The sequence below is a fragment of the Acinetobacter entericus genome (assembly GCF_026168575.1).
In the GTDB taxonomy this organism is placed as follows: domain Bacteria; phylum Pseudomonadota; class Gammaproteobacteria; order Pseudomonadales; family Moraxellaceae; genus Acinetobacter; species Acinetobacter bouvetii.
In genome coordinates this window covers 19806-30966 of the sequence record NZ_JAPEQW010000033.1, presented here as the reverse complement: position 1 = coordinate 30966, position 11161 = coordinate 19806, and the positions used below count along the sequence as shown (strand labels likewise).

Sequence of the window (11161 nt, the reverse complement as noted above, 5' to 3'; positions counted from 1 at the left end):
TGAAGAAGTGATGTGGCGCGAGAAGAAATTATTCTGCAATGCAGATTTCTTCCATGCATCGGCTTACCATTTCATGGATATTGCAACCAAACTGTTCACGCCCATCTTCGTGATGAGCCGGGTAACCGGCTGGGCAGCGCATGTGATGGAACAGCGTGCAGACAACCGCATTATCCGTCCAAGTGCGGATTATACTGGCCCAGAACTGCGTAAAGTGGTGCCGATTGCAGAGCGTTCAGCAGCCTAGTTTGACCTAACTGCCCATGAATAATTAAAATAGCTTCTTCGGAGGCTTTTTTAATTTTTTATTTCCCTAATAGAACAGGGTCTTCAATGTTGTAGCCGCGTTCAAAGGGAATGCCTAGGTATTGTACAGTAACAAAGATATAAGGCTGGTTGGGCACTTTATAGGTTTTTGAAATTTTCAGCCCTTCCTTGTAGCTCACTGCCGTTTGTACGGTACTGCTGTATTTTTGACTTTTAACTAAATACTGGTAGCTCCATTTATCAATAGTTTCTTGCGGGTCAAACCATGCTTTGGCTGTGCCGTTGATTGAGGTGATTAATTGAATGGAAACATTGCTGTTGTGAATTGGCACAAGCTTGACTAGCCGAGTTTTAATTTTGGCAATTTCTTTGTCAAACAGTGTGCTGTCTTGATCATAGTCTATGCGGTTGGTTTTTGGATTGATGTAAAGGGATCTAACGGAGATTAATTGTTTAGGTTGCTGAGCATTTAATTGGTAATAATAAAGCTGAGGCAGGCGGCCGCGGCCATCTTCAAAGTGGCGCATAACATATATTTTTTGGGCTTTTTGATCTAAGCCAAGCACTTCAATGAATTGAGGGCCACCTACTGTTGCATGGGCTGAAAAAGAAATACAGCAGAGCAAAATCGTATTGGAAATAACATTTAGTCTATCCATGACACATCCAAATTTACTGCTTTAAGTTAAATATAGCGGATTATTGCTGTGCGGCATGTTAAAAATTATTATGGAAAACCATACGATGAGTTATGCCAACGTATCTGCTATGCCAACCAAATGTAAAACTTCCTTGGCTGTCAGCTCTGTCAGCTGGTCTAAGCGTTCAATAGGGCTTCCATCTAAAAAGTATTTAAAATTATAAAATTGATTTTTAAATAAAATTGAAATGTAGAAAGTTCCCTCAGGCTTTTCGGCTGTTGCACTGCCGCCTGGCTTAAGTAAGCCGGTGCAGGCAACAATAAAGTCAGCTTGCGTAAATAAATTTTTACCATGCTCAGCCATGGCTTGGGTGACTTCAGCAGACTCTGCTGTATAGGCATCAATGAATGACGGCATAATATGCAAGATCGAAATTTTGATGCTTGGGTCATAACTGACTAAACCGCCAAGCAGAATATCAGCACCGCTATTTTTATAGATAGAAAATTGGCTTGCTAGATATCCAGAACTGGCACTTTCAATAAAGGCAATCGTCAGTAAATTCTGTTCAAGCGCATCGCAGCATTGTTTTAGAATCATTGTTTCCCCAAACTGCATGAATGGTAGACTGTAAATATGGAAAGAGAATTTTAAAAGATTTCTAGGTGAAAAGTCATGAATTCATGAGAATTTTTAGAATGGAGTAATATGAAAATCAAGAATCATAAGCTTTATTCTTTGGCCATTGCCAGTTGTATATTTGCTATTCGAAAAAGAAAAATAAAGGTTTTATCCAGCGCTGAACAGTGGTAAAACTAAAAATAAAGTGCATTTTGAATATAGGTGGCCACAATGAAAACAACTGTAAAATATGTCGTATTGAAAAGCTTGGACTATCAGCTGGGAACACCGCTGTTTCAAGAAGAGTTGAATGCAGACAGTCAATATTTTGATCAAATTCCAGCAGAAATCACCTACCAAAATCATAAATTTAAAGTTAAAAGTAAAGAATTAAAAAGATTGTATTTGGCTGAAGAGCTAGAAGAGACTCAAACGATTATTGTTAAAGTTGTCGCCGCGCAATAATCAAGAATACTTTAAAGAAGCTTCATACGATTGAGGCTTCTTTAAGAAAATTTTTATGAAATTAAGATTGATGAGTGTTTTTTTTATGATTTTATAAGGCATATATTATTAGAAATATATGTTTTTTTTTGAGTTAATACCTTAATTTGATGAAATCAGCAGTCCGATAACTTTAAACTAATTATATTTAGATTGCTTAAAAAGCATACTGTTCGTATGGGTTTTGTGATAGTTATGTATAATTCTCTTTTAAAGTGTGATGTTGAGTAAGAATAGAAAAAAATTGTTTTATAATTCGCAGGTAATTTAGCGGTATGTGATTATGGATATTTTAAAATTTATTAAAAGTTTTAATACTGTCGGTACATACTTAGTACTTGCAATTTCACTTTTAGCTTTTTTGATTACTTATTTTTATTTAATCAATCCAGCTTAATAACTTATTGTAATAAAACTAAAGAAGCCTTAGCGATAGTAGCCAGAAAAAGGAGCCGTATTTTTTAATACGGCTCCTTTTTTTTTAAATTTTTATTTATTAGTGACTTATAGTTTAAGTGCTTTATTGGGCATGGTTGAAATTGATTGCTTATTATAATTATTTATTTTAAATAATGAGAAATATTTTTTATTCATATTAATCAGTTATTTTATGTTGAAATTTAATTTATAACAGCCTAGTGTTGATGGTTTATGCTTTTAGAGTATTATTTTTTTGATAATTAAACATTTGATTGCTGATTTTTCATGACTTGTATTTTTATAATTAAAATATTAATGATTGTTGGAAGTTTATAAATTTTTAAAAAAAATTAAAAACATATACAATAAGTACTCCCCGAAATTAAAAAAATTGTCTACAATTATGTAAATTTTAAAACCTTATCAAAGGCATTTCTATGAAAAATTTAAAAGCAAGCCTCATTGTTTTAGCAGCCGCAGTATCATTGAGTTTGGCTGCGTGCAGTAAAAAGCAGGAAGAACAGTCACCTGCGGAGCCAGCCGCAGTAAGTGAGACGGTAGCTGTGACCTCTATTGAAGTAAGTCCAGATATGATTGATGCTGCGCCATTAGAGCAAGAAGGCTCTGCTGCCAGTGAAGCTTCAGCAAAATAATGAATTAAATATTATGAATAAAAAGGCCCATTCTAGGGCTTTTTTATTATATTTATTAATATAAAAATATTTTAATTATACAGCGGTTTAAGCCACAAATAAGATAAAGTGCAATTCTGGATTTATGCAGCACTATTTAAGCGTTATTCCGCTTTAAGCTGTGTTTGCGATTTTTAATGGATTAATCCAAAATGAATGTGATATCACCTTAAAACTTTAGGATAAGCAATGAAAAAAATAGTTCTACTTTCTATGGCTGTTCTTACTTTATCAGCATGCTCTGCCACAAATACAAACACTGCAAATTTGCCGAAAGTTGGGATTGCTAATCCTGCCAGTGAATACTGCGTAAAGCAGGGTGGAAAAGTTGAAATTAAAAATGATGAAAATGGTCAAGTCGGATATTGCCATTTGAAAAATGGAACAGCTGTTGAAGAATGGGCTTTTTTTCGAGCGAATCAGCAAACCCGCTGTTTGCCGGAAGAAGCACAAAAATTAGTTGGTCAGTCTGGTTTAACAGCTGCTCAAATCAAACAGCTCACACATTCTGAAATTGTCCGCATTGTTGCGCCAAATCAGCCAGTCACCATGGACTATCTTGATAATCGTGTGACAGTCATGATTGACCCTGTTACGCATAAAATATCTCAAGCGTCTTGCGGCTGATCCAAGATTTGCGGGTGTTGCCGCATTTTAAATGCAGTTTAGTCTTGGGGGAGCTTTAGTTGAATTCATGATTATTGACTCTCAAGGCTATTCAAACTGTTTAATGCATTACTTTATGAACGAAAATTTAACGATCTTTAGATCAGGAATATACTTAGACTGATTTGAAGGCAGATGATGAAAAGCACACAAAGATGCCTGTAGATTTTTGGTTTGTTTTTAGCCTGTTTGCTAATTGTGATGAAAATTGGGCGCATTGTTCATTAATTTTGCCTTTGCAGAAAAACTGTTGAATATTGGATTTATTTTACCTTGTATGCTTTGGCGTACCAATTTTAGATCTGTTGCAACCAGCGAATGATTCTAAGTGCATCATGGATACAAAAGCCCTCTAACGAGAGCATTTAGATGCTGCCATTAAAATGTAATGCTGAACAGATATAACAAGATGTACTTTGCCAAAATGTATGAAATATGAATATCAGCATTCAAGATGTAAATAAGAACATTGATGAGTTTAAAAAATGCGGAATGAACCCTGAGACTTTGGCAATTGGCTATTCGACCTATGCACATTTGCTGAATGAAGAAAAGTGTGCAGATGAAATCAGCAGGGATAATAAAGATCCGATGATTAGATACTGCAAAGGAATTAAGCTTAAAAGTTATTACCAAAAAACATTATTTTGCAGTGAAATAGCCACAATTGATTTTAGGCAAGACACCGTGAAATATTGATCTATGGTGCTGCCCAAAAATAATTTAGCTTACTTAAATGGATTTAAAGGCTTCTATTGCGCGTAAGCGTGAATATTTTAAATCTACAATTGGCCTTGGGTAATGGAGGGTATGATCATCAGGGGCGTATGTAAAAGGATCATGAATTCGTTTTGTATCCAAATGCGCCAATTCGGGCAGCCATGAACGAATGTAGTCTCCATGAGGATCAAATTTTTGAGATTGGCTTATAGGATTGAAAATACGGAAATAAGGCACTGCATCGGTTCCAGTTGATGCACACCACTGCCAGCCGCCATTATTTGCGGCCAAGTCGCCATCGATTAAATGCTGCATGAACCACTTTTCACCTAAGCGCCAGTCAATCAATAAGTTCTTACTTAGAAACATTGCTGTAATCATGCGGACTCGATTATGCATCCAGCCGGTCTGAAGCAATTGACGCATTCCGGCATCAACAATAGGAATACCGGTTAAACCTTGCTGCCATGCCATCAGATCATCATGGTCATAGCGCCACCGCAGTTTTTGCGTGTCTTTTTTAAAGGGAAAATGTTTGGAGACATTTGGAAAGTGAAACAGGATATGCTGATAAAATTCGCGCCACAGCAATTCATCTAGCCAAGTTTGCTGTCCAATATTGTCCAGATAAAAGTTTCCGTGCTGCTGTCTGAAAAGAGCCTGCAGGCATTGCCGGATCGAAACCATGCCGATATTTAAATAAGCTGATATTTTGCTGGTGCCATTTTGATGCGGAAAATCCCGCTGTTCTTTATAAAGTGCTAAATCTTCTTGTATAAATTGATTCAGAAGGTTTAAGGAATATTGTTCGGACACAGGCCAAAGCGCTTGCAAGGGATCGTCCAAATAAAATTCGGCAAGGTCGGCCTGCCTTAAATTTTTAGGAAGATCTAAGTTTATGGTTTGCTGCTTTTGCACTGCGGGAAACATGGACGGCAGGCTTATGCTCAGCTGTTCATAACAGCTTTTTTTGAAAGCGCTGAAAACTTGATAAGGCTGATTGGATTTATTTAAGATCGAACCGAGAGTGAAAATTGTACGGTCAGTATATTGTTTAAATGGAATAGCGACCGATGCGAGTGCTTGATGAACCTGCCGGTCTCGCAACTGTTCATTAACTCCCGTTTCGCAATTGGCATGCAGGCATTGAACTCTTAAATGGATACACAGCTCTTTTAACTGTTGCGGGATATCTTTCCAAAGCGGTGCATGCAGAATAATCAGCGGTATATTCAAGGTTTGCAGCTGATGCTTTAAGCAGTCCAGTTGCCGCAAATAAAATTGGCATTTAACAGGCGCATCATCATGCAGCATGGATTGCTCTGGAGAAATAAATACAATGGCTGCGCAAGGACCGGTTTGAGCGGCATGCCAAAGCGCGGAGTGATCGGCTATGCGCAAGTCTTGCCGAAACCAGATTAATTGCATAGAACAGCAGCCTAAATGTTAGAAGTTTGCAAAGAGTATATCCAAATTTAGGCCTGAATGAGACATACAGGCGGGACAAAGCTTCTAAATATTGAATAAATTGCGCTTAAGTAAAAGCGCTATGCATTGTTTAAACCAGTGAAATTAAAAATGAATATTGCTTGAATTTTGTCTTAAATTCATCAAGTAAGAGCTTGAATCAGGAAATTGATTAAAAGAATAAATAGGCAGATATTAAAGAGGCAATCAAAAAGGTTGTTTATCAGTCCGCAATATTTCTTTTAAATATGCCCAATTTGTTGATATCCAGCAGATAAATGAGCCTAGGGTTACCAAAATAGCGCCATGCCAGAAAGCGGCTGCTAAATGCGTCTGCAGGATCAGCATCGAAAACACAGAAGATATTAATGGGCTGAAATAAGACAGCGTTACTAACAGTGTGATGTTGCCCTTAATGATGCCGATATTCCATGCTGCATACCCCAACGCTGTGACGATTGATACAGCTAGCATGCAAAATAGGGTATCGAATTCTAAGGATGGAAGTGCTGGCATGCTGTGCAGAAAATACATTTTTGACCAAAGAACAGCAGTAATGACAATAAAGAATAGGGCAATCGGGTTATGGCCATTGCTGTATTTTTTAGTTATTACACAGTATAAGGACCATAAAGCCGCACCTAGAAATGCTAAAACATAGCTGACTGGATTCGCCATAATGTTATCGAATACCGATGACCAGCTGAAAGCGCCATTGCCTGTTTGAATTAAAACAATACCGCTCAAACTGACAGCTAATCCTAAAACAACAAAGAGATTAAATTTTAATTCTTTAAAGAGAATGAGCGCAGCGATAGTCATACTGGGCCACAAATAATTAACTAAACTGATTTCAATGGCTTGCTGAGGGCTTTGCGCTAAGGCAATGGCATAAGAAAAACATAATTCATAAACAACGAATAAAATTGTGGCAGATATGAAATATTTTTTGGGAATAGCTTTTAAATTAGGAATGCGGAATAAAAGCAGCAAAATAATGGCGCTAAAACTATACATAAAAGCAACAGCATAATCGGGGCCAATGCTGGAGCTGATACGCTTGAGCAGGCCAACAATCGCGGACCATTGCAAAATTGCACTAAAGCCAATTAGTGTTGCAAGATTTTTAGACATTCTAAGGCTCAATACATTGAGATGAAAAGCTAACAGCACTGTTGCAGCTGCTGGCGGCAGAATATATGCCGCTGGTATTAGACTCAATCTGAACAGCAAGCGCAATTATTTGCATAATCAGATTTTTCAACAATCATTTAAGTATACTGAAATTGATACTAAAAATATCTAAATAGAAGGTGTTTTTTAGGTTCCTGTGTTTTCCGGTTGCATAAATAGAAAAATGAAACAACTTGAAATTCACACTATAAGACTGGAAAATGTTAAATATATCACTATTAATTTTATAAATATCCATTTTTCAATAAATAGGTCTAAGCTATTAAAACAGAAATCAAAATAGTCCCTTCACCTATATTATTTAGAATAGGAATAGAGTTAGTACAATGCCAGCAGATAGCTTGAAATCTAAACGCCCGCTGTATATCCCGTATGCAGGAAATACATTGCTTGAATTGCCGCTTTTGAACAAAGGTTCAGCTTTCACAGCAGATGAGCGTAAGAATTTTAATTTACATGGTCTTATTCCGCATGTGGCCGAAACCATTGAAGAGCAGAGCCAGCGCTCATATCAGCAGTATTGCGCATTTAATGATGCGATTAACAAGCATATTTATCTTCGAAACATTCAAGATACTAATGAAACGCTGTTTTATCATTTAATTGAAAATCATCTGACTGAGATGATGCCGATTATCTATACCCCAACCGTTGGTGAGGCATGTCAGCGCTTTTCAGATATTTACCGCCGTCACCGCGGGATCTTTATTTCTTATCCAGACCGAGATCAAATTGATGATATTTTGCACAATGTCAACCGGCGCAATGTGAAGGTCATTGTCATTACAGATGGAGAGCGTATTTTAGGGTTGGGCGATCAAGGGATTGGCGGGATGGGGATTCCAATTGGCAAGCTGTCCCTCTACACTGCTTGCGGCGGCATTAGTCCAGCATATACTTTGCCAATTACCTTGGACGTTGGCACGAACAATCAGCAATTGCTGAATGATCCGATTTATATGGGCTGCAGACAGCCACGCATTTCAGGTGAAGAATATTATAATTTTGTTGATATGGTCATTGAGGCGATTCAGCGCAGATGGCCGGAAGCGTTAATTCAGTTTGAGGATTTTGCACAGAAGAATGCAATGCCTTTGCTCGAAAAGTACCGCGACAAAATTTGCTGCTTCAATGATGATATTCAAGGCACGGCTGCAGTATCGGTTGGCAGTCTGATCGCTGCTTCACGCGCTGCTAAAAAGCAATTAAAGGATCAGGTCATTGCATTTTTAGGTGCTGGATCTGCAGGCTGCGGTATTGCTGAGCAAATTATTGCACAGATGACTGCTGAAGGTTTAAGCGATGCTGAAGCGCGCAAACGTGTATTTATGGTTGACCGCTTTGGCTTGATTACTGAAAATCAGCCTAATTTATTGGATTTTCAGCGTAAATTGGCGCAAAAGCCTGAGGAAGTTGCAAAGTGGGGCAATGCCGATGAAATCATCTCGCTGCTGGATGTCGTGAAAAATGCCAAACCTACTGTGCTCATTGGGGTATCTGGCCAGCCTGGATTGTTTACAAAAGAAGTAATTGAAACTATGGCTGATCATTGCGATAGTCCAATTGTGCTGCCGCTGTCTAATCCGACTTCGCGGGTGGAGGCTGTGCCTGCGGATATCATTGAATGGACGAAGGGCAAGGCGCTTATTGCGACAGGCAGTCCATTTGCGCCAGTGATATATCGAGAGCGTATTTATAATATTTCGCAATGCAATAACTCATATATTTTCCCAGGCATTGGGTTAGGTGTTATTGCGTCTGGCGCTAAACGAGTGACAGACAATATGCTGATGGCTTCGAGCAATGCCTTGGCAGACTGTTCACCTAAACTGCAGGATCCGAATGCAGATTTGTTGCCGGATTTAAGTCAAATTCAGCAGATTTCTAAAGTAATTGCGGTGAAAGTTGCGCAAGCGGCGATGCAGGATGGTGTGGCGCCAATGATGGATTTGACCGATTTGCAGCAGAAAATTGAGGCGAATTTCTGGAAACCGGAATACCGCCAATATCATCGTGTGCCATTTTAATGATCAGGCTGTTGAATACTGCTAGGTCGTGAATCTTCAGGCTGGTATAAATCCCGGATAACAAAAACCGCTTTAAATTAAAGCGGTTTTTGTTATTTGCGGAGAATGGCATAAAAGTTTAGCTTAAACTTTATGATTCTATTTCTATATAAAACGTAAATCTTTCAAATATAAATATGGGGCAAACAGAGTATTGGCGCAGCCAAATTCGAACTGTATATAAATTGGAAATGCTGACTTAAATACGGTCTTGCATGATTAGCAGACACGGTTTCGGCCTTCATTTTTAGCTTGGTAAAGTCGGTTATCTGCCTGTTTAAAAGCTTCTTTAATATCATTAGAATCATGCGGCCAATATGAGATGCCAATTGAAATGGTAATAGGTGTAGGCATAGCTGCAGTTATTTCCTCAATGTTCTTGCGAAGGCGCTCAGCCGCTTTAAACACGACCGCTTTATCTGTAGCCGCCATGAGCACTGCAAATTCTTCACCGCCCATCCGGCAGCAGATATCATTCTCTCTAAAGTTTTTCTTCATTTGCTCGGCAAGAACTTTTAACATGTGATCGCCTTGGTCATGCCCAAAATTATCATTCACAGCTTTAAAGAAATCGATATCTATCAGTAAAATTGCAAATTCAGTCCCTGTATTCTGCAATTCTTCTAAAAATAGCTGCATTCCCCGGCGGTTATGCAGCCCCGTTAATGGATCTGTATTCACATGTAAATTCAATTCGGAAATCTTGTCTTTGAATTTTTTAGAGCTGAACAGCAAGGCGGTACGAAAGCGCATGACTTCAAAATACCAAGGATTAATGTTTTGAATCTCTTGCTCCGTCTCAGGCTTGCTAAGCATGCCAGCCATTTGTGCGAGACCATGCAAAGGTGAGGAAATATATTGGGTAATTTTCCAGATAATAAAAAACAGGATCATATAGAAAATAAAAATGCCAAAAGCGACTTTAATAATAATGGTATTGGCTTGTTCAAATAATTCCTCAGTTGGCTGCTGGGAAACCACCAGCCAATTGACGCTTGGAATATGCGCAAAACCTGCCAAATTATTAACACCTTCGCTATTTACCAGTTGAATATGGCCACTTTTGTGCTTGCTCATATAAGCCAAGCCTGTATTGACTTCAATGGTTTCACCAATACGTTTGATATTGGGGTGAAAAATAATCTTATTGTTGTTATCAATGACATACATGTAGCTGTTTTTATAAGAATATGTTGTTGATAAGATTTGGCTGATGAGATTTTTTTTATGCAAATACAGAGATCCGGTAATCATGCCTAAGTATTGCTGATCGGGGCCGTAAATTGGCTGTGACATAAGCACAATCAGGTTATTTGCGATGGATTTGTACGGAGTGGAAATGTAGGTCTTTTTCGACTTTAAAGATTCCACAATACCTACGGTTTTATATATGGTTTTGGAATCATATTTCAGGAGCTGAGGTTCAAGATGCCGAATATGCGCGGTGCTATCTATTACGCTGACAGAGTTAAAGTTATTGGATTGGTATTTTAAACGGTGCAATTCTTGCTGAATCAGCGCCTGATTAGAGAAGTCTTTACTGATGATGTTTGAACTGTACTTCAGCTCTTGAAGCATGTTGCTAAAATATTGATCGGTGCTTAATGCAACTTTAGAAGCATACTTTTCATTTATCGAGAGAGAGTTTTCCATGAGTTGAGCTTTAATCACATGATTAAGAATAAAAACGGAAACAATGAAAAGGCAAGAAACGCAAAGAATGATCAAAATTAATATGAGTCTTTGCAGATCTAATTTCAGCAGTAAAGCAATCTGTTTCAAGTGACCAGCTCTCTCAGTTCAGGTTTTAGAGATATTGCATATGAAAATTCATCATTCAAATGTATGCAGTTGAATAACGCGTTAATTAAATCACATAATTTGTGAATATTTTGCTTTTACT

The 11161-nt window shown here is 37.9% G+C and carries 12 protein-coding genes; 7 read left to right on the top strand and 5 right to left on the bottom strand.

Annotated elements, in window-relative coordinates:
• On the top strand, nucleotides 1-247 hold a 247-nt coding region (locus OKC24_RS17205), incomplete at its 5' end, for a citrate/2-methylcitrate synthase (RefSeq protein ID WP_307735403.1).
• 58 nt (nucleotides 248-305) lie between these two features.
• Here OKC24_RS17205 and OKC24_RS17200 read toward each other — a convergent pair.
• Both OKC24_RS17200 and OKC24_RS17195 read right to left on the bottom strand, forming a co-directional pair.
• Nucleotides 306-926 (bottom strand): aminotransferase, encoded by a 621-nt coding sequence (locus OKC24_RS17200; protein ID WP_130145577.1) that lies wholly within the window; start codon nucleotides 924-926, stop codon nucleotides 306-308.
• A gap of 90 nt (nucleotides 927-1016) precedes the next feature.
• Nucleotides 1017-1508 carry a CinA family protein gene (locus tag OKC24_RS17195; protein WP_130145579.1) on the bottom strand — a complete coding sequence of 164 codons (492 nt, stop codon included), beginning with the start codon at nucleotides 1506-1508 and terminating at the stop codon, nucleotides 1017-1019.
• Nucleotides 1509-1760: 252 nt separating this feature from the next.
• Between OKC24_RS17195 and OKC24_RS17190 the strand changes: the two genes are divergently transcribed.
• The 5 genes from OKC24_RS17190 (at nucleotide 1761) to OKC24_RS17170 (ending at nucleotide 4510) form a co-directional block, all read left to right on the top strand.
• Nucleotides 1761-1994 carry a hypothetical protein gene (locus OKC24_RS17190; RefSeq protein WP_130145581.1) on the top strand — a complete coding sequence of 78 codons (234 nt, stop codon included), beginning with the start codon at nucleotides 1761-1763 and terminating at the stop codon, nucleotides 1992-1994.
• A gap of 322 nt (nucleotides 1995-2316) precedes the next feature.
• Complete coding sequence (locus tag OKC24_RS17185) at nucleotides 2317-2430, top strand: hypothetical protein (protein ID WP_252151861.1); 114 nt, start codon at nucleotides 2317-2319, stop codon at nucleotides 2428-2430.
• Between the two features lie 460 nt (nucleotides 2431-2890).
• The gene (locus OKC24_RS17180; RefSeq protein ID WP_130145583.1) at nucleotides 2891-3106 is read left to right on the top strand and encodes a hypothetical protein; all 216 of its coding nucleotides are present in this window, start codon (nucleotides 2891-2893) and stop codon (nucleotides 3104-3106) included.
• A 228-nt stretch (nucleotides 3107-3334) separates the two neighbouring features.
• Nucleotides 3335-3772: an I78 family peptidase inhibitor gene (locus OKC24_RS17175; protein WP_130145585.1), complete on the top strand. Its 438-nt coding sequence runs from the start codon at nucleotides 3335-3337 to the stop codon at nucleotides 3770-3772.
• A 474-nt stretch (nucleotides 3773-4246) separates the two neighbouring features.
• Nucleotides 4247-4510 carry a hypothetical protein gene (locus tag OKC24_RS17170; RefSeq protein WP_130145587.1) on the top strand — a complete coding sequence of 88 codons (264 nt, stop codon included), beginning with the start codon at nucleotides 4247-4249 and terminating at the stop codon, nucleotides 4508-4510.
• A 33-nt stretch (nucleotides 4511-4543) separates the two neighbouring features.
• Here the strand turns inward: OKC24_RS17170 and OKC24_RS17165 are convergent, their stop codons facing one another.
• Entirely contained in the window at nucleotides 4544-5959 is a 1416-nt protein-coding gene (locus OKC24_RS17165; RefSeq protein WP_131275843.1) for a cryptochrome/photolyase family protein, read from the bottom strand.
• A gap of 246 nt (nucleotides 5960-6205) precedes the next feature.
• On the bottom strand, nucleotides 6206-7132 hold the full coding sequence (gene yddG, locus OKC24_RS17160) for an aromatic amino acid DMT transporter YddG (protein ID WP_130145591.1): 927 nt from the start codon (nucleotides 7130-7132) through the stop codon (nucleotides 6206-6208).
• Nucleotides 7133-7518: 386 nt separating this feature from the next.
• Between yddG and OKC24_RS17155 the strand changes: the two genes are divergently transcribed.
• Nucleotides 7519-9219, top strand: coding sequence for an NAD-dependent malic enzyme (locus OKC24_RS17155; RefSeq protein WP_131275841.1), 1701 nt, complete (start codon nucleotides 7519-7521; stop codon nucleotides 9217-9219).
• 258 nt (nucleotides 9220-9477) lie between these two features.
• On the opposite strand, the gene OKC24_RS17150 is transcribed toward OKC24_RS17155, so the two are convergent.
• The gene (locus OKC24_RS17150; RefSeq protein WP_131275840.1) at nucleotides 9478-11040 is read right to left on the bottom strand and encodes a sensor domain-containing diguanylate cyclase; all 1563 of its coding nucleotides are present in this window, start codon (nucleotides 11038-11040) and stop codon (nucleotides 9478-9480) included.
• Nucleotides 11041-11161 lie beyond the last annotated feature (121 nt).

Coding starts and splice junctions, on each gene's coding strand:
- yddG (WP_130145591.1), bottom strand. CDS start 7,132: ATGTCTAAAAATCTTGCAACACTAATTGGCTTTAGTGCAATTTTGCAA.
- OKC24_RS17170 (WP_130145587.1), top strand. CDS start 4,247: ATGAATATCAGCATTCAAGATGTAAATAAGAACATTGATGAGTTTAAA.
- OKC24_RS17200 (WP_130145577.1), bottom strand. CDS start 926: ATGGATAGACTAAATGTTATTTCCAATACGATTTTGCTCTGCTGTATT.
- OKC24_RS17190 (WP_130145581.1), top strand. CDS start 1,761: ATGAAAACAACTGTAAAATATGTCGTATTGAAAAGCTTGGACTATCAG.
- OKC24_RS17195 (WP_130145579.1), bottom strand. CDS start 1,508: ATGATTCTAAAACAATGCTGCGATGCGCTTGAACAGAATTTACTGACG.
- OKC24_RS17155 (WP_131275841.1), top strand. CDS start 7,519: ATGCCAGCAGATAGCTTGAAATCTAAACGCCCGCTGTATATCCCGTAT.
- OKC24_RS17185 (WP_252151861.1), top strand. CDS start 2,317: ATGGATATTTTAAAATTTATTAAAAGTTTTAATACTGTCGGTACATAC.
- OKC24_RS17165 (WP_131275843.1), bottom strand. CDS start 5,959: ATGCAATTAATCTGGTTTCGGCAAGACTTGCGCATAGCCGATCACTCC.
- OKC24_RS17175 (WP_130145585.1), top strand. CDS start 3,335: ATGAAAAAAATAGTTCTACTTTCTATGGCTGTTCTTACTTTATCAGCA.
- OKC24_RS17180 (WP_130145583.1), top strand. CDS start 2,891: ATGAAAAATTTAAAAGCAAGCCTCATTGTTTTAGCAGCCGCAGTATCA.